Source organism: Streptomyces sp. NPDC006193 (assembly GCF_040613915.1).
Taxonomy (GTDB): Bacteria; Actinomycetota; Actinomycetes; order Streptomycetales; family Streptomycetaceae; genus Streptomyces.
In genome coordinates, this window is record NZ_JBEXTB010000010.1 from 161,682 (window position 1) to 178,964 (window position 17,283).

The 17,283-nt window shown below is 74.7% G+C and carries 13 protein-coding genes; 11 read left to right on the plus strand and 2 right to left on the minus strand.

What is annotated here, in order from left to right:
- The first annotated feature begins 18 nt into the window (after positions 1–18).
- Positions 19–3,795 (plus strand): glycosyltransferase family 2 protein, encoded by a 3,777-nt coding sequence (locus tag ABZ261_RS13290; protein ID WP_356858472.1) that lies wholly within the window; start codon positions 19–21, stop codon positions 3,793–3,795.
- Positions 3,792–5,276 carry a DUF5719 family protein gene (locus tag ABZ261_RS13295; protein WP_356858474.1) on the plus strand — a complete coding sequence of 495 codons (1,485 nt, stop codon included), beginning with the start codon at positions 3,792–3,794 and terminating at the stop codon, positions 5,274–5,276. Before ABZ261_RS13290 ends, ABZ261_RS13295 begins: the two co-directional genes overlap by 4 nt.
- Positions 5,277–5,304: 28 nt before the next feature.
- On the opposite strand, the gene ABZ261_RS13300 is transcribed toward ABZ261_RS13295, so the two are convergent.
- The gene (locus ABZ261_RS13300) at positions 5,305–5,691 is read right to left on the minus strand and encodes a metallopeptidase family protein (protein WP_356858476.1); all 387 of its coding nucleotides are present in this window, start codon (positions 5,689–5,691) and stop codon (positions 5,305–5,307) included.
- Between the two features lie 351 nt (positions 5,692–6,042).
- Here ABZ261_RS13300 and ABZ261_RS13305 point away from each other — a divergent pair, with 351 nt between their 5' ends.
- The 8 genes from ABZ261_RS13305 (at position 6,043) to ABZ261_RS13340 (ending at position 14,773) form a co-directional block, all read left to right on the plus strand.
- The gene (locus ABZ261_RS13305; protein WP_356858478.1) at positions 6,043–6,468 is read left to right on the plus strand and encodes a DUF3499 domain-containing protein; all 426 of its coding nucleotides are present in this window, start codon (positions 6,043–6,045) and stop codon (positions 6,466–6,468) included.
- Positions 6,469–6,644: 176 nt separating this feature from the next.
- On the plus strand, positions 6,645–8,009 hold the full coding sequence (locus ABZ261_RS13310; protein ID WP_356858480.1) for a phosphomannomutase/phosphoglucomutase: 1,365 nt from the start codon (positions 6,645–6,647) through the stop codon (positions 8,007–8,009).
- A 131-nt stretch (positions 8,010–8,140) separates the two neighbouring features.
- Entirely contained in the window at positions 8,141–8,311 is a 171-nt protein-coding gene (locus ABZ261_RS13315; RefSeq protein WP_356858482.1) for a Trm112 family protein, read from the plus strand.
- Positions 8,312–8,636: 325 nt separating this feature from the next.
- Positions 8,637–9,764 (plus strand): SIS domain-containing protein, encoded by a 1,128-nt coding sequence (locus tag ABZ261_RS13320; RefSeq protein WP_356858484.1) that lies wholly within the window; start codon positions 8,637–8,639, stop codon positions 9,762–9,764.
- 101 nt (positions 9,765–9,865) lie between these two features.
- A complete protein-coding gene (gene manA, locus ABZ261_RS13325; RefSeq protein WP_356858486.1) occupies positions 9,866–11,017 on the plus strand; it encodes a mannose-6-phosphate isomerase, class I in 1,152 nt (383 codons plus the stop codon).
- Positions 11,018–11,159: 142 nt separating this feature from the next.
- Positions 11,160–12,140 carry a cation diffusion facilitator family transporter gene (locus tag ABZ261_RS13330; protein WP_356858488.1) on the plus strand — a complete coding sequence of 327 codons (981 nt, stop codon included), beginning with the start codon at positions 11,160–11,162 and terminating at the stop codon, positions 12,138–12,140.
- A 403-nt stretch (positions 12,141–12,543) separates the two neighbouring features.
- Positions 12,544–14,001 carry an adenosylhomocysteinase gene (gene ahcY / locus ABZ261_RS13335; RefSeq protein WP_356858490.1) on the plus strand — a complete coding sequence of 486 codons (1,458 nt, stop codon included), beginning with the start codon at positions 12,544–12,546 and terminating at the stop codon, positions 13,999–14,001.
- 157 nt (positions 14,002–14,158) lie between these two features.
- Entirely contained in the window at positions 14,159–14,773 is a 615-nt protein-coding gene (locus ABZ261_RS13340; protein WP_356858492.1) for a hypothetical protein, read from the plus strand.
- A 54-nt stretch (positions 14,774–14,827) separates the two neighbouring features.
- Here the strand turns inward: ABZ261_RS13340 and ABZ261_RS13345 are convergent, their stop codons facing one another.
- Positions 14,828–15,805, minus strand: a complete 978-nt coding sequence (locus ABZ261_RS13345) for an RDD family protein (protein WP_356858494.1) — start codon at positions 15,803–15,805, stop codon at positions 14,828–14,830.
- 142 nt (positions 15,806–15,947) lie between these two features.
- Between ABZ261_RS13345 and ABZ261_RS13350 the strand changes: the two genes are divergently transcribed.
- Positions 15,948–16,955 (plus strand): stage II sporulation protein M, encoded by a 1,008-nt coding sequence (locus ABZ261_RS13350; protein ID WP_356858496.1) that lies wholly within the window; start codon positions 15,948–15,950, stop codon positions 16,953–16,955.
- Positions 16,956–17,283 lie beyond the last annotated feature (328 nt).

Genomic DNA, 17,283 nt, shown 5'->3' on the forward strand with positions numbered 1-17,283 from the left:
ACCGGGGCCCGTACCTCGATGTCCGTGCACAGCCATGGGGCAGCCCGACACGGCGCTGCCACCGCCGTGTCCACCCCCTCCCGCCCGCCCGAGTTCCCGCGCCATGTGGTGACCGCGGTCCTCGTCTCGCACGACGGCGCCCGCTGGCTGCCCGACGCGCTCGCCGGGCTGCTCGGCCAGGAGCGCCCCGTCCAGTACGCCGTGGCCGCCGACACCGGCAGCGCGGACGGCTCCGCCGAGCTGCTCACCGACGCCCTCGGCGACGCCAACGTGCTGCACCTCGCCCGCCGCACCGGGTTCGGCCAGGCCGTCGAGGAGGCGAGCCGCACCGCGCCCCTCCTCACCCCGGACGACCTGCCGTACCTCAGACGCCCCAGCGGCTGGGACCCCGACACCCGCAGCTGGCGCGACGACGCCTACGACCTCCCCGAACTGCCGCACGGGGAGCCCGTCCAGTGGCTCTGGCTGCTGCACGACGACTGCGCCCCCGAACCCGACGCCCTCGCCCAGCTGCTCCGGGTCGCCGACAACGAACTCCAGCTCGGCCGGAACGACGTCGCGGTCGTCGGCCCCAAGCTGCGCGGCTGGTACGACCGCCGGCAGCTGCTGGAGGTCGGCGTCTCCATCGCCAACTCCGGCCGCCGCTGGACCGGCCTGGACCGCCGCGAACAGGACCAGGGCCAGCACGACCACGTCCGCAGCGTGCTGGCCGTCTCCACCGCCGGCATGCTCGTCCGCCGCGACGTCTTCGAACAGCTCGGCGGCTTCGACCGCCGGCTGCCCCTCATGCGCGACGACGTCGACCTGTGCTGGCGCGCCCACACCGCCGGCCACCGCGTCCTCGTCGCCCCCGACGCGGTCGTCCGGCACGCCGAGGCCGCCTCCCGCGAGCGCCGCACGGTCGACTGCGCGGGCCGCACCGCGGCCTCCCCGCACAAGGTCGACAAGGCCGGCGCCGTCTACACGCTGCTCGTCAACACCCGTACGGCAGCGCTGCCCTGGGTGCTGCTGCGGCTCGTCGTCGGCACCGTCCTGCGCACCCTCGCCTACCTCGTCGGCAAGGTCCCCGGCCAGGCCGTCGACGAGATCCGCGGCCTGCTGAGCACCCTGCTGCGGCCGGAGCGGATCATCGCCGGCCGGCGCCGCCGCGGCCCCGCGCGGATCGACAGGAGCGAACTGCGCCCGCTGTTCCCGCCGCCGGGCGCCACCGTCCGGGCCACCGTGGAACAGATCGCCGGCAACTTCACCAGCGGCTCCGACATCGACACCTCCGCCGGCCGGCACGGCGGCGCCGTGGAGTCCGGGCCCGGCGGCGACGACGCCGACTTCCTGGAGGTCGAGCAGTTCGCCCGGCTCAGGCGGATCGCCCGCAGGCCCGGCCCGGTCCTCTTCCTCGCGCTGCTGCTCATCTCCCTCGCCGCCTGCCGCGCCCTGCTGGGCGGCGGCGCGCTCGCCGGCGGCGCCCTGCTGCCCGCCCCGGCCGGCGCCGGCGACCTGTGGTCCCGCTACCTGGACGCCTGGCACCCGGTCGGCGCCGGCGGCACCGCGTCCGCGCCGCCCTACCTGGCGATCGTCGCCACCCTCGGCTCGCTGCTGTTCGGCTCCGCCGGCCTCGCCGTCACCGTCCTGCTGGTCGGCTCCGTGCCGCTCGCCGGTCTCACCGCCTACTTCGCCTCCCGGCCCCTCGTCACCTCCCGGCTGCTGCGCGCCTGGGCGGCCACCGCCTACGCCTTCCTGCCCGCCACCACCGGCGCCCTGGCCGGCGGCCGCATCGGCACCGCTGTCCTTGCCGTCCTGCTGCCGCTCCTCGCCCGCGCGGGCACCGCCGCGAGCGGCCTCGCCGGCCGCTCCGCAACCCGCGGCAGCTGGCGCGCCACCTGGGCGTACGCGCTGCTGCTGACCGTCGCCACCGCCTTCACGCCGATCGTCTGGCCCATCGCGCTGCTCTGCGGCCTCGGGGTGCTCGTGCTGCGCCGCAGCGACCCCGTCGCCCACGGCCTGCGCTTCCTCGCCCAGCTGGGCACCCCGCTGCTGGTCCTCGCCCCCTGGTCGCTGAGCCTGCTGCCGACCGGCTTCTTCCAGGAGGCCGGACTGGAGTACGGCCCCTCGGCCGCCTCCGCGCTCGACCTGCTCGGCGCCGCCCCCGGCGGCCCCGGCACCGTGCACGGCCTGATGCTCGCCGGCATCGTGTGCGCCGCCCTCGCCGCCCTGCTGCGCTCCGAGCGGCAGCTCGGCATCCGTACCGCGTGGGCCGTCGCGCTGACCGGTCTGGTCTTCGCCGTCCTGTCCAACCGGTCCGCCTGGGCCGGACCGGCCACCCTCGTCTACGGCCTCGCCCTGCTGGCCGCCGCCGCCCTCGGCGCCGACGGCGCCCGCGCCCGCGTCGCCGAGCAGAGCTTCGGCTGGCGCCAGCCCGTCGCCGCCCTGATCGCCTTCGCCTCGGCCGCGGGCCCGCTGCTCGTCGCCGCCGGCTGGATGATCCGCGGCGCCGACGGCCCCCTGGAGCGCCGCGACCCGGCCCAGGTGCCCGCGTTCGTCGCCGAGGAGGCGGGCACCGGCGACCAGGCCCGCACCCTGGTCCTGGACAGCGACTCGGCCGCGCGGGTGCGCTACACCCTCGTGCGCGGCTCCGGTGCCCGCATGGGCGACGCCGAACTCCTCGCCGCCGGCGGCGGCAACGCCCGCCTCGACAAGGTCGTCGCCCACCTCGTCGCCGGCTCCGGCGCCGACCAGGCAGGCGAACTCGGCGGCTTCGCCGTGCGCTACGTCCTCGTCCACAAGGGCGCGCCCCGCGACGTCGCCCGCGTCCTCGACGCCACCCCGGGCCTGAGCCGGCTCAGCCGGCGGGGCGGCAACGGCCTGTGGCGGGTCGACCAGGAGGTCGCCCGCGCGGCCGTCGTCCCCGCCGCCGGCGCGGGCGAGGCCCGGCCGGTCGCCGCGGGGCCGGTGGAGGTCCACACCACGATCCCCTCCGGTCCGGACGGCCGCGTGCTGCGCCTGGCCGACAGCGCCGCCGACGGCTGGACGGCCACCCTGGACGGCAAGCCGCTCCCGCGCACCACGGTCGACGGATGGGCCCAGGGCTTCCGGCTGCCGGCCGCCGGCGGCCGGCTGGACGTCACCTACGACGCCCCGGCCGCCCGGACCGCGTGGCTGTGGGCCCAGGGCGCGCTCGCCGTCGTCCTGGTCGTCCTCGCGCTGCCCGGCCGCCGCCGCGACGTCGACGACGACCTGCCCGAGGAGCAGCCGCTGCCCGCCCAGGCCACCGCCGGCGAGGGCCGCCGCGCCCGCCGTCTGCGCGCCCGGGCCGAGGAACAGCCCGCCGGGCAGCAGCCCACCGGGGAGCAGCCCGCCTGGAACCAGCCCGCCGGGGAGCAGCCCGCCTGGAACCACCACGCCGGCGGGCAGCCGGGCGACGACCGGCCCGCGGAGGGGGCGCCCGGCACACCTCCGCCTGCGGACCTGCCCCCGGCCGCCGCCGTGCCCGGGCAGCCCTCCTACGACTGGGGGAACGAGCCGGCCGCCTACCCGGACGCCGCGTACGGCGCCCACGGCGCTGACGCCTATCCGACGGCGGGCTACGACCAGCAGACGTACCAGGCCGACCCGTACGGAACGGCCCCGTACGACCCGTACGCCTACGGCGGCGCCGCCGAGCAGCAGCAGCCGTACGACCCCGCGGCCTATCAGCCCCAGGGCTACGACCAGGCGTACGACCCCGCCGGGCAGGGCTACGACCCGGACGGGCACCCCCACGGCACCGGCAGCGAGCGCCCCGACGGGAGCCAGCAGTGAACCGCACCACCCTGTCCCTGTTCGCCGGCGCGGCCGCGCTGGCCGCCGTCACCGCGTTCGCCGCGCTGGACACCCCGTCCGCGTCCGGCGCCGCCGCTCCCCGGACGGCCGCCAGGCTGCCCGTCGAGCGCACCGGCCTGCTGTGCCCGGCGCCGAGCCTCTCCGACGTCGCCGACACGACGTACACGTCGTTCACGCCCGTCACCGAGGGCGCCGGCTCCGGCGGCGGCGCCCGGCTCCAGCCGGCCGCCGTGCGACCGGGCGGCAAGGGCGGCGCGGACCAGCCCGCCCGGCCGGTGCTCACCCCGAAGGAGCCGGGCAGGCCGGCCACCGGCGACACCTCCGGCGGCGACGCCCCCGCGCTCATCGGCACCGCCGACGGCAGGTTCGCGTCCGGCTGGACCGTCCAGGAGACCACCGAGGTGGCCGTCGGCACCGGCCGCGGTCTCCAGGGCGTCACCTGCACCGGCGCGGACACCGAGTTCTGGTTCCCGGGCGCCTCCACGGCGAGCGGCCGCACCGACTACGTGCACCTGACCAACCCGGACGACTCCGCCGCCGTCGTCGACGTCGAGCTGTACGGCAAGGACGGCGCCGTCGAGTCCCCGCTGGGCGAGAACCTCACCGTCAAGCCGCACACGAGCGAGCCGGTCCTGCTCTCCACGCTCACCGACGCGCGCCAGGCCGACCTGACCGTGCACGTCAGCGTGCGCAGCGGGCGGGTCGGCGCGGCCGTGCAGGCCCTGGACGCCGAGGAGGGCGGCGACTGGCTGGCCGCGGCCGCCGACCCGGCCGGCAGCCTGGTCCTGCCCGGCATCCCCGAGGACGCCTCCGACGTCCGCCTGATCGCCTTCGCCCCCGGCGACGACGACGCCGACCTCACCGTCCGCCTGGCCTCGCCCGACGGCCCGATCACCCCGGCCGGCAACGAGACCGTGCACGTCAAGTCCGGTATGACCACGGCGGTCGACCTGGGCGACGTCACCCGCGGGGAGGCCGGCTCCCTGGTCCTGACCCCCGCCGACCGGGCGGTCCCGGTCGTCGCGGCCCTCCAGGTCGTCCGCGGCAAGGGCGACGCGAAGGAGACGGCGTTCATCCCGGCCACCGCCCCCGTCGGCACGCGCGCGACCTCGGCCGGCAACGAGGCGAAGGGCACGACGCTCGCCCTGACGGCCCCCACCGCCACGGCCACGGTCAAGGTCACCGCCTCCGCCGGCAGCGCGGGCGGGACCCCGGCGACCCGGACCTACACCGTCCGGTCCGGCACCACCCGGAACATCGCCGTCCCGGTCCCGGCGGGCCTGAAGGGCACATACGCCCTCACGGTGGAACACGTCTCCGGCGGCCCCGTCTACGGCTCCCGCACCCTCGCGGCCACCGAGGCGGGCGTCCCCGGCTTCACCGTCCAGACCCTGCCGGACGACCACGGGACGGTGGCGGTCCCGGAAGCGGACGAGGACCTCTCGGTACTGCTGAAGTAGCGGAGGCGGGGCGCGCCTGCGCGCCCCGCTAGTCCTCCCCGTACCGCGGGTCCACCGTCTCCGGCGTCAGCCCGAGGAGCTCGGCGACCTGCTCCACCACGACCTCGTGCACCAGCGCGGCCCGCTCGTCCCGCCCCTTGGTGCGGATCTCCACCGGCCGCCGGTACACGACCACCCGGGCCCGCCGCCCGTCCCGCGCGGGCACGGTCCCGCCGAGCGGCACGGCCTCGTCGCTCCACGCGGCCCGCTCGCCGCGCCCCTGCAGCGGAGGCACCTCCAGCACGAGGAAGTCGATGTCGGCGAGCTGCGGCCACCGTCGCTCCAGGCGGTCCACGGAGTCCTGCACCAGGTCCGCGAACACCTCGGCGCGACTGGCCGCGAGCGGCACCTGCGGCGGTGCGATCGGCCCGCGCATGCCCCGCCCGTGACGATCACGGCGACGGGGCCCGGGGCCGGCGGCACGGGGCGGTACACGGTTGTCCATCACTGGTGAAGCGTAGTCCCCGGGCCCCGCGCCCGTGCGTATCCGCGCGGCAACCGGCTGCGACCGCCCCTTGTCTCAGGATGAACGTTCCAGCCAAGGTAGGACTCGTTTCCGTAACCCTCCGAGACCGCCGAACTCAAGGCAATTGATGGTGTTTGTACCGACTCATGACCGGACGCGTTCCGCCCCGGAACGCGCCGGAACGCCGTCCATGCAGGTCAACGCGGTCCCCCCGAAAGGGTGTGTGGGGCGTTTCACAGCACGACACGGTGGAGTGACCTGATGGAGAGTCGTCGCGGCCCGCTCAAGAGTGCGGTACCGTCCAACGTCGTGAGCCCTGTACGTCGCTGTTCGCGCACCGCCTGCGGCCGACCCGCCGTCGCGACGCTGACGTACGTCTACGCCGACTCGACCGCGGTCCTCGGCCCGCTCGCCACCTACGCCGAACCCCACTGCTACGACCTGTGCGCCGAGCACTCCGAGCGCCTCACCGCGCCGCGCGGCTGGGAGGTCGTCCGCCTCCTCGACGGCTCCGCTCCCGCGCGGCCGAGCGGGGACGACCTGGAGGCGCTCGCCAACGCCGTGCGCGAGGCGGCCCGCCCGCAGCAGCGCGCGGCCGGGGCGGCCGGCGGCGGAGCCCGCGCGGTGGACCCCATGGAGGTCGCCCGCCGCGGTCACCTCAGGGTGCTGCGCTCCCCGGACAACTGAGCGCCGTCCCGCGCCGCCAGGCGTGACGATTCGCCTTCCGCGCGACCGGCGGCCGCGACCGGCGGCCGCGACCGGCGGCCGCGGCCCGCGCCGGCGTCCACCGGGTGTCCGCACGCCTCCCGATCATCCCGTACGGGTAGTTTGTGGGCACCCACAGGACTTCAGGAAGGCTGGCCGTGACTGCTGATCTGTCGCAGATCGTGAAGGCGTACGACGTACGCGGAGTGGTGCCGGACCAGTGGGACGAGTCACTGGCCGCGCTGTTCGGCGCCGCCTTCGCGGAGGTGACGGAGGCGGCGGCCGTCGTCGTCGGCCACGACATGCGGCCCTCGTCCCCCGGTCTGGCGCGCGCCTTCGCGCGCGGCGCGGCGGACCGCGGCGCGGACGTCACCGAGATCGGCCTGTGCTCCACGGACCAGCTGTACTACGCCTCGGGCGCGCTGGACCTGCCGGGCGCGATGTTCACCGCCTCCCACAACCCGGCCCGGTACAACGGCATCAAGATGTGCCGCGCGGGCGCCGCCCCCGTCGGCCAGGACACCGGCCTCGCCCGGATCCGCGAGCTGGCCGAGCGCTGGCTGCGGCAGGGCGCGCCGGAACCCGTGGCCCGGCCGGGAACCCTCCGCACGCGCGAGACGCTCCAGGAGTACGCGGCGCACCTGCGCTCCCTGGTCGACCTGACCTCCATCCGCCCCCTGAAGGTCGTGGTCGACGCGGGCAACGGCATGGGCGGACACACGGTCCCCTCGGTCTTCGCCGGCCTGCCCCTGACCCTCGTCCCGATGTACTTCGAGCTGGACGGCACCTTCCCGAACCACGAGGCCAACCCGCTGGACCCGGCCAACCTCGTGGACCTGCGCAAGCGGGTCCCGGCGGAGGGCGCCGACCTCGGCATCGCCTTCGACGGCGACGCGGACCGCTGCTTCGTCGTCGACGAGAACGGCGACCCGGTCTCCCCCTCCGCGGTCACCGCGCTGGTCGCCGCCCGCGAACTGGCCCGCAACGGCGGCCAGGGCACGGTCATCCACAACCTGATCACGTCCCGCACGGTGCCGGAGGTCGTGCGGGAGAACGGCGGCACCCCGGTCCGCACCCGCGTCGGCCACTCCTTCATCAAGGCGGAGATGGCCCGCACCGGTGCGATCTTCGGCGGCGAGCACTCGGCCCACTACTACTTCAAGGACTTCTGGAACGCCGACACGGGCATGCTGGCCGCGCTGCACGTCCTCGCCGCCCTCGGCGGTCAGGAGGGCCCGCTGTCCGCCCTGGTGGCCCGGTACGACCGGTACGCGGGCTCCGGCGAGATCAACTCCACGGTCGCCGACCAGACCGCCCGCCTCGCCGCGATCCGCGCCGCGTACGAGGGCCGCGCCGGCGTCACCCTGGACGAGCTCGACGGCCTCACGGTCGCCGGGGCCGACTGGTGGTTCAACGTGCGCCCGTCCAACACCGAACCGCTGCTCAGGCTGAACGCCGAGGCGAAGGACGAGGCGACGATGGCGAAGGTGCGCGACGAGGCGCTGGCGATCATCCGGGGCTGACAGCCGCGCCCCGATCCGCGGCGGCGGCCCCTGGCCGCCTGGGCGGCCCGTCCCGCGGCCCGCGGCGGGCCGCCCGGCAGCGGTACGCTGACCGGGCCATCCGCAGACACACGCTCCCGAAGGGACACCCCATGCCGCTCGAAGCCGGCCTCCTGGAGATCCTCGCCTGCCCGGCCTGCCGCGCCCCGCTGAAGGAGCAGGACACCGAGCTGGTCTGCACCGGCCAGGACTGCGGCCTCGCCTACCCCGTCCGCGACGGCATCCCGGTCCTGCTGATCGACGAGGCCCGCCGCCCCGAGTGACGAGGGCCCTCCCCCCGTCACCCGGCGCGGACCGAGCCCGCCGACAGGACCGGGCCCGCTCAGACCGTGCCCGCTCAGGACCGCGCCCGCTCAGGACCGTGCCCGCTCAGACCGTGCCCGTGAGGGCCGCACCGCAACGTGAGGGCCGCACCGCGAGAAGCGGGACCCGCGCCCGTCGGGGGGAACGCGTCGTGACGCAGAACCGTGCCGGCGCACGACCGTGCCGGCAGGGACCGCGTCCGTCGCAGGACCGCGTGGCGACAAGGCGCCCCGCGACAACCCGCAAGGGCTCCGCTCGGGGCCCGGCGATCGGAGGCAACCGCCCATGCTGGACGAATCGCTGCTCGACAGCCCGGAGGGCCTCGCCGAGGCCGACCGCCGCGGCCTGCTGCGCGGCGCGGCGGAAGCCGGCGCCCGCGTCCGCACCGCCGCCCGGCACGCCGCCGAGGCCGGCGTCGCCGAGCTGAAACCCGACGGCCGCCCGCGCGCCGTCCTGATCGCCGGCCCGGGCGCCGCCGCCACCCACACTGCCGACCTCCTCGGCACGCTGGCCGGCCCCGGCAGCCCCGTCGTCCGGCTCGCCCCCAGCGGCGTCGCCCCGGCCGCGGGCGCCCTGCGCTGGGAACTGCCGGGCTGGGCCGGTTCCGTGGACCTGCTGCTGATCGCCACCCCCGACGGCACCGAACCGAGCCTCTCCCAACTCGCCGAGCAGGCCTACCGCCGCGGCTGCTCGGTGGCCGCCGTGGCCCCGTCGGACACCCCCCTCGCCGAGGCGGTCGCCGGCGCGCACGGCCTGTTCCTGCCGATGGCGACCGCACCGTACGACCAGGAGGAACCGCTCGCCGCGTCCTCGCCGGGCGTCCTGTGGGCCCTGCTGACACCCCTGCTGGCGCTCCTGGACCGCATCGGCCTGCTGGGCGCCGGGCCGGACGCCCTGGAGAGGGTCGCCGACCGCCTCGACCGGGTGGCGCAACGGTGCGGCCCCGCCATCGCGACCTACGGCAACCCGGCCAAGACCCTCGCCGCGGAACTCGCCGACGCGCTGCCCATGGTGTGGACGGAGGGCACCTCGGCCGGTCCCGCGGGCCGCCGGTTCGCCGCCGCCCTCGCCGAGCTCGCCGGCCGCCCCGCCCTCGTCGCCGAACTGCCCGAGGCGCTCGCCGCGCACAGCGCCCTGCTGGCCGGCCCGCTGGCCGCCAGCGCCGACCCGGACGACTTCTTCCGCGACCGCGTCGAGGAGCCGCCCGCGCTGCACGCGCGGGTGGTGCTGCTCCGCGACCGCCCGATCAGCGGGCTCACCGCCGCGCCCGCCGCCCGTGACGTGGCCCTCAGCCACGACACGCCCGTCAGCGAACTCGAGCCGGAGGAGGGCGGCGAACTCGAGACCCTCGCGGAACTGATCGCCGTCACGGATTTCGCCGCCGTTTACCTGGCGCTCGCTTCCGGCGCCTGATCCTTCTCCGGGCCGGACATCCCGCGCCCGCCACCGGCTCCGGGACGGGCAGCGCCACCGGGGCCGGCGAGCCGCGTACGCACGAAAGACAGAGAAGACACATGGATCGCCTCGACAACGCCGTCCGCCCCTACGCCTGGGGGTCCCCGACCGCCATCCCCCACCTCCTCGGCGTCGAGCCGACCGGCGAACCCCAGGCGGAGATGTGGATGGGCGCGCACCCGGGCGCCCCCTCGCGCACCCCGCGCGGCACGCTCGTCGAGGTCATCGACGCCGACCCGGAGCGGGAACTCGGCGCCCGCGCGGTCGCCAGGTTCGGCCCCCGCCTGCCGTTCCTGCTCAAGCTCCTCGCCGCCGGCGCGCCCCTGTCCCTCCAGGTCCACCCGAACCTGGAGCAGGCCAGGGCGGGTCACGCCGACGAGGAGCGCCGCGGCATCCCGCTCGACGCCCCGCACCGCAACTACAAGGACCCCAACCACAAGCCCGAACTGATCTGCGCGCTCACCGAGTTCGACGGCCTGTGCGGCTTCCGCGACCCCGTGGAGGCCGCCGGCCTGTTCGACGGGCTCGGCGTCGGCTCCCTCAAGCCGTACGCCGACCTGCTGCGCGCCCGCCCCGAGGACGCGGCCCTGCGGGAGGTCCTCACCGCGATCCTCGGCGCCGACCCGGAGGAGACGGCCCGCACGGTCGCCGAGGCCGCCGCCGCCTGCACCCGTCTCGGCGGCGCCTACGCCCCCTACGCCGACATCGCCCACCACTACCCGGGCGACCCCGGCGTCCTCGCGGCCATGCTCCTCAACCACGTCCGCCTGCAGCCCGGCGAGGCCCTGTTCCTCGGCGCCGGCGTTCCGCACGCCTACCTCAGCGGCCTCGGCGTCGAGATCATGGCCAACTCCGACAACGTGCTGCGCTGCGGCCTGACCCCCAAGCACGTCGACGTCCCCGAACTGCTGCGGATCGTCCGCTTCGAGCCGAGCGACCCGGGCGTCCTGCGCCCCGAGGCCTCCCCGGACGGCGAGGAGGTCTACCCGACGCCGATCGAGGAGTTCCGCCTCTCCCGGTACGTGCTCCCCGAGGGCGGTGGCGCCCACGACATCACCCGCGACACCCCGCAGATCCTGCTCTGCACGGCCGGCTCCGTCCGCGTCGGGGAGCACGGACTCGGCCCCGGGCGATCGGTGTTCGTCCCGGCCGGCGAGAAGGCGGAGATCTCGGGCGCCGGCACCCTCTTCCGCGCCACGGTGATCGTATGACCGCGGTTGTGGATACCTGAGACAGCGGGCCCCGGTCAGGCTGCAAGAATGACCCACCGGCAAAGGCCGGGCAAAGCCGGGCACACGCCCGGAGGGGCGTGGACGCACGAGGGCGACAGAGGCGAAGGGACAACGCGGACACATGAGCGCGTCAGGCGGTACCAGGGCGATCGTGGCGGCACTCGGCGCCAACCTCGCGATCGCGGCATCGAAGTTCGTGGCGTTCGCGTTCAGCGGGTCCTCCTCGATGCTCGCCGAGGGCGTCCACTCGCTCGCCGACTCCGGCAACCAGTTCCTGCTGCTCGTCGGCGGCAAGAAGGCGCAGCGCGAGGCCACCCCGCAGCACCCCTTCGGCTACGGCCGCGAGCGGTTCATCTACGCCTTCCTCGTCTCGATCGTGCTGTTCTCGGTCGGCGGCATGTTCGCCGTCTACGAGGGCTACGAGAAGATCCGCCACCCGCACGAACTGGAGCACTGGTACTGGCCGGTGGGCGTCCTCGTGTTCGCGATCATCGCCGAGGGCTTCTCCTTCCGCACGGCCATCAAGGAGTCCAACGAGACGCGCGGCACGCTCTCCTGGAAGGACTTCATCCGCCGCGCCAAGGCACCCGAGCTGCCCGTCGTCCTGCTGGAGGACTTCGGCGCGCTCATCGGTCTGGTGCTCGCCCTCGGCGGCGTCGGCCTCGCCCTGCTCACCGGCGACGGCGTGTGGGACGGCATCGGCACCGTCTGCATCGGTGTGCTCCTCGTCCTCATCGCCCTCGTCCTGGCGGCCGAGACCAAGTCGCTGCTGCTCGGTGAGTCCGCTGGCGTCGAGGACGTCAGGAAGATCGAGGCCGCGACCGTCGACGGCGACACGGTCACCGGCATCATCCACATGCGCACGCTGCACCTCGGCCCGGAGGAGCTGCTGGTCGCCGCCAAGATCGCCGTCCGGCACGACGACACGGCCGCCGAGATCGCGCACGCCATAAACGCCGCGGAGCACCGCATCCGCACCGCCGTGCCGATCGCCCGCGTCATCTACCTGGAACCCGACATCTACAGCGAGGCCGAGGCCGCCAAGGGCGCGGACCCGGAGGCCACCCCGGGCGGACCGAACCCGCACGCGGCAGGTCACTGAGCTCCCTCGGCGCACCGGCGGCCCCCCACGGGGCCGCGCGACCGCGACGCCCCGCTCCTGCGGGTCCCGGCCGATCCGCCCCCCCCGTGGGCCCTGCGACCCGCGGAGGACGGCGGCGCCGTGCGCACCCCGGACGCGGTGCGTCCGGGTCCCCGTCGGGCGGCAGGGCGTGCAGGCGGACTGGGGCCGACCGGGTCGACCGGTGTAGCTTGGGACGGAGCCAGACGTCGCTGCTGATGGCGGTCGGGCGGTCCCGTGCGGACCGGCCGAGGGAGAGAGGGCCTCCGACGGACTGCGCTGCGCGTACGTGGGCATGCCTGTGTCCTCTTCTCGGGCACCCCTGTGTCCGCCGCCGCGCAGACCAGCCGTACCCACCTCGACCCAACCCCGAGGAGCAGCTCGCATGACGACTGTCGACAACCGACAGGACTTCAAGGTCGCCGACCTCTCGCTGGCCGAGTTCGGCCGCAAGGAGATCAGCCTCGCCGAGCACGAGATGCCCGGCCTGATGGCGATCCGCAAGGAGTACGCCGACGCCCAGCCGCTCGCCGGCGCCCGCATCACCGGCTCCCTGCACATGACCGTGCAGACCGCCGTGCTCATCGAGACCCTGGTCGCCCTCGGCGCCCGGGTCCGCTGGGCCTCCTGCAACATCTTCTCCACCCAGGACCACGCGGCCGCCGCCGTCGCCGTCGGCCCGAACGGCACGCCCGAGAACCCGCAGGGCGTCCCGGTCTTCGCCTGGAAGGGCGAGACCCTGGAGGAGTACTGGTGGTGCACCGAGCAGGCGCTGACCTGGCCGGACAGCCCCACCGGCGGCCCGAACATGATCCTGGACGACGGCGGCGACGCCACCCTCCTCGTCCACAAGGGCGTCGAGTACGAGAAGGCCGGTGAGGTCCCCGCCACGGACACCGCCGAGTCCGACGAGCACCGCGTCATCCTCCAGCTGCTGCACCGCACCCTGGGCGAGAACCCCCAGAAGTGGACCCAGCTGGCCTCCGAGATCCGCGGCGTCACCGAGGAGACCACCACCGGCGTCCACCGCCTGTACGAGATGCAGCGCGAGGGCTCCCTCCTCTTCCCGGCGATCAACGTCAACGACTCCGTCACCAAGTCGAAGTTCGACAACAAGTACGGCTGCCGTCACTCCCTGGTCGACGGCATCAACCGCGCCACCGACGTCCTGATCGGCGGCAAGACCGCCGTCGTCTGCGGCTACGGCGACGTGGGCAAGGGCTGCGCCGAGGCCCTGCGCGGCCAGGGCGCCCGCGTGATCATCACCGAGATCGACCCGATCTGCGCCCTTCAGGCGGCGATGGACGGCTACCAGGTCACCACCCTGGACGAGGTCGTCGAGACCGCCGACATCTTCATCACCACGACCGGCAACAAGGACATCATCCTCGCGTCGGACATGGCGAAGATGAAGCACCAGGCGATCGTCGGCAACATCGGCCACTTCGACAACGAGATCGACATGGCCGGCCTCGCGAAGATCCCCGGCATCGTCAAGGACGAGGTCAAGCCGCAGGTCCACACCTGGACCTTCCCGGACGGCAAGAAGATCATCGTGCTGTCCGAGGGCCGCCTGCTGAACCTGGGCAACGCCACCGGCCACCCGTCGTTCGTGATGTCCAACTCCTTCGCGGACCAGACCCTGGCCCAGATCGAGCTGTTCACCAAGCCCGACGAGTACCCGATCGGCGTCTACGTGCTGCCCAAGCACCTGGACGAGAAGGTCGCCCGCCTCCACCTGGACGCGCTCGGCGTGAAGCTCACCAAACTGCGCCCGGAGCAGGCCGCGTACATCGGCGTGGACGTCGACGGACCGTACAAGCCGGACCACTACCGCTACTGATCCGGTGAACCCCTAGCCCGGCCCGCCGGGGAGGTGCGCCGGACGCGCCGGCACACCTCCCCGGCACCAGATCCTCCGAGGCAGGCCCCCGCACCCCCGTGCCGGGGGCCTGCCCCGTCGCCCACCGCCGGCCGGCCCGTCGACACCCAGGACCCCGATGCCCCGCGGCCGCTATTCGCTCCACGACCCGCACGACCACACCCCCCTCGCCGAAGAACACTTCCAGTGCGCCCCCGGCCCGTCCGGCTGGCGCTACGTCTCCCGGCTCACGACCCCCGGCGGCGATCCCCTCGGCTCGGTCGACCTCGCCCTGGACGACCTCGGCCGCCCCATCCGCCTCGAACTGCACGCGGGCGGCTGGCAGGTGCGCGGCGCCGCCCTGGACGGCGTCACCTGGGTCCGCACCGACTCCACCGGCGCCCATGCCACCGAGGGCAATGTCCGCGCCCACGCCTTCACCGGCACGTCCCCCGCGTTCCTCGTCGCCACCGCCCGGCTCCTGCGCCTCACCCCCTCCTCCGCGGCCACCCGCATACGCCTCGTGGCCTTCACCGACCCGGTCCTCGCGCCCCGCACCGTGGACCAGTCCTGGGCCTTGGTGGACAGCGAAGCACACCCCACTGACAACGGCCCGCTGACCGTGGACACGTACCAGGTCACAGCCCTGGACACGGGCGAACGGCACACCGTCCACATCGCCGGCGACATCGTCCTGGCCGCGCCCGGCGTCGAGCTGGAGGATCTCCAGTCCCCGCCGTCGGACTTCGGCTGAACACGGCGTCCGCCCGCCTCGGGCACGGCGTGCCCCGCCCGTGCGCACCGCCCCCTACGCCGGCGGCGCGAACCCGGTGGCCGGACGCCCCGCCCGCGGCTCCTCCGCCGGCACCGCTGCCGGATGTGGGGGCGTCCGCGACGGCTGCTCCGAGCCCTGCCCGAAGGCAGGCCGGCCGGAATCCTGCGTCCACGCCGCCGCGGGCCGGTCCCGGCCCGGGGACGCATGGACGCCCGGAGACCGGCCGGGCGCGGGCGGCTGAGGGGCGCCCGACGTGACGTGCCCGCCGCCGAACACCCGCCGGGCCTCGCGTGACTGCCGCTCGTGCACCACGGCAGCCAGGAACGCGGCCGGAGGCAGGTCCCGCGGCGCCGGAGCACCGGTGCGCCCCGCCAGTTCGGTGGCGAGCCGCTGCGCCATGCCCGCCGACACCTCCGGATCGAGCTGCTGCATCCGCGTCAGGTACTGCCGGACGGCCAGCCACAGCCCGTCCGGGACCGCCGACAGGTCCAGCGCGCCGAACCGCCCCGCGAGCCACGGAGGCGGAGGCGGCACGGAACCGGCCCGGCCGGCGGGTATCCGCTCGCGCACCACCAGGGTGCCCGCGAACACGTCCCCGAGCCGCCGCCCACGCGCCGACACCAGGGAGGCGATGCAGGCCACCACCCCGAACGTCATCAGGATCTCGACCACCCCGACCGCGCCCCGCACCAGCGCGTGCCGGAACCGGATCGGCCCGCCGTCGTCCCGCACCACCCGCAGACCGAACGCCAGCTTCCCGAGCGATCGCCCGTGGCTGAGCGTCTCCACCGCGACCGGACCGCCGACCAGCACCAGAAGGAACGCCGCGATCGACAGCGCCACCTGCGCGGCCTCGTCCAGCGAAGCGGTCGACGCCACCAGCACCAGGACCACGACGAGGTAGGCCACCACGGCCACCGCCAGGTCGAGCAGCACGGCCAGCGCCCTGCTCGGCAGCTTCGCGGGCCGCAGTTCGAGCGCCACCGCCTCGCCCGTCACCAGCTCACTCACGCTCGCCGCCCTTCCTGGTCCGCCCCGTGCACCGCAAGTCTGCCAAGCTGTGGGCGCATCGCGCCGCAGTGCGACAAGCTGACAGTAAGCACGAGCAGCCACGGTGAGCCGTGGACGACCAGCCGAGGAGCAGGCAGACCCGATGGACCTCGACGTCTTCGTCTCCCTGCACCGGGCCGAGTGGGACCGTCTCGAGGCCCTGCTCCGCCGCCGGCGCCGTCTCACCGGCGCCGAGGCGGACGAACTCGTCGCGCTCTACCAGCGCACCGCCACCCATCTCTCCCTCATCAGGTCCAGCGCCCCCGACCCGCAGCTGACGGGCCGGCTCAGCCGGCTCGTGGCACGCGCGCGCAGCGCCGTCACCGGGACCCGCCGCGCCTCATGGCGTGACGTCACGCGCTTCCTGGGCCGGGGTTTCCCGGCGGCGGTCTATCGCGCACGCCGCTGGTGGGTCCCCACGGCGCTCGTCTCGACGACCGTCGCCGTCCTCCTGGGCTGGTGGATCGGCGCCCATCCCGAGGTCCAGTCGTCCATCGCGGCGCCCAGCCAGCTGCGCGAGCTGACCCGCCCCGGCGGCGAGTACGAGACCTACTACTCCAGTCATCCGGCAGCCGCCTTCGCCGCGCAGGTGTGGACGAACAACGCCCAGGCCGCGGCCATGTGCCTGGTGCTGGGCGTCTTCCTGGGCCTGCCGGTGCTCTGGATCCTGTTCGAGAACATGCTCAACCTGGGCATCGGCGCCGGCCTGATGTCCTCGGCGGGCCGCCTCGACACCTTCCTGGGACTGGTCCTCCCGCACGGTCTGCTGGAACTGACCGCGGTCTTCGTCGCGGCCGGCACGGGACTCCGCCTGGGCTGGACCCTCATCGACCCCGGCCCCCGCACCCGGCGCGACGCCCTCGCGGAGGAGGGACGCGCCGCCCTGGGCATGGCGATCGGCCTGGCTCTCGTCCTGTTCGTCTCCGGTGCCGTCGAAGGCTTCGTCACGCCCTCCGACCTGCCCACCTGGGCGCGCATCGGCATCGGGGCAGCGGCCGAGCTGGCCTTCCTCGCCTACGTCTGGGTCCTCGGCGGCCGCGCGGCACGCGCGGGCGAGACAGGCGACGTGGAAGCGGCCGACCGCAGCGCCTCCGTGCCCACGGCCGCCTGATGTGCGTTCGACCCCCGTGAGCTGCTAGTCTCCTCTTCGCCCCGCGACAGCCGTTGACACGGAAGGAGTGGGGAGGTAGATTCAAACAGTTGCCTGGAACTGGACAACTCCGGTTGGCAGCCAATAAAATCTACTCGCTTCCGGAAGCCGTGAATGGTGAATCCGAGAAGCATCCCCCGATTACTCAGAAATGAGCGGCCGGTCTGACCGGCTGAAAACTTCTGATAAAGTCGGAACCGCCGGAAAGGGAAACGCGGAAGCGGGAACCTGGAAAGCACCGAGGAAATCGGATCGGAAAGATCTGATAGAGTCGGAGACACCGAAGGGA

What these genes read in the sequence shown, in the direction of transcription:
- ABZ261_RS13315 (WP_356858482.1), top strand. Translation starts at nt 8,141, where the DNA reads ATGCCGCTCGAAGCCGGCCTCCTGGAGATCCTCGCCTGCCCGGCCTGC.
- ABZ261_RS13330 (WP_356858488.1), top strand. Translation starts at nt 11,160, where the DNA reads ATGAGCGCGTCAGGCGGTACCAGGGCGATCGTGGCGGCACTCGGCGCC.
- ABZ261_RS13290 (WP_356858472.1), top strand. Translation starts at nt 19, where the DNA reads ATGTCCGTGCACAGCCATGGGGCAGCCCGACACGGCGCTGCCACCGCC.
- ahcY (WP_356858490.1), top strand. Translation starts at nt 12,544, where the DNA reads ATGACGACTGTCGACAACCGACAGGACTTCAAGGTCGCCGACCTCTCG.
- manA (WP_356858486.1), top strand. Translation starts at nt 9,866, where the DNA reads ATGGATCGCCTCGACAACGCCGTCCGCCCCTACGCCTGGGGGTCCCCG.
- ABZ261_RS13300 (WP_356858476.1), bottom strand. Translation starts at nt 5,691, where the DNA reads ATGCGCGGGCCGATCGCACCGCCGCAGGTGCCGCTCGCGGCCAGTCGC.
- ABZ261_RS13305 (WP_356858478.1), top strand. Translation starts at nt 6,043, where the DNA reads ATGGAGAGTCGTCGCGGCCCGCTCAAGAGTGCGGTACCGTCCAACGTC.
- ABZ261_RS13320 (WP_356858484.1), top strand. Translation starts at nt 8,637, where the DNA reads ATGCTGGACGAATCGCTGCTCGACAGCCCGGAGGGCCTCGCCGAGGCC.
- ABZ261_RS13350 (WP_356858496.1), top strand. Translation starts at nt 15,948, where the DNA reads ATGGACCTCGACGTCTTCGTCTCCCTGCACCGGGCCGAGTGGGACCGT.
- ABZ261_RS13340 (WP_356858492.1), top strand. Translation starts at nt 14,159, where the DNA reads ATGCCCCGCGGCCGCTATTCGCTCCACGACCCGCACGACCACACCCCC.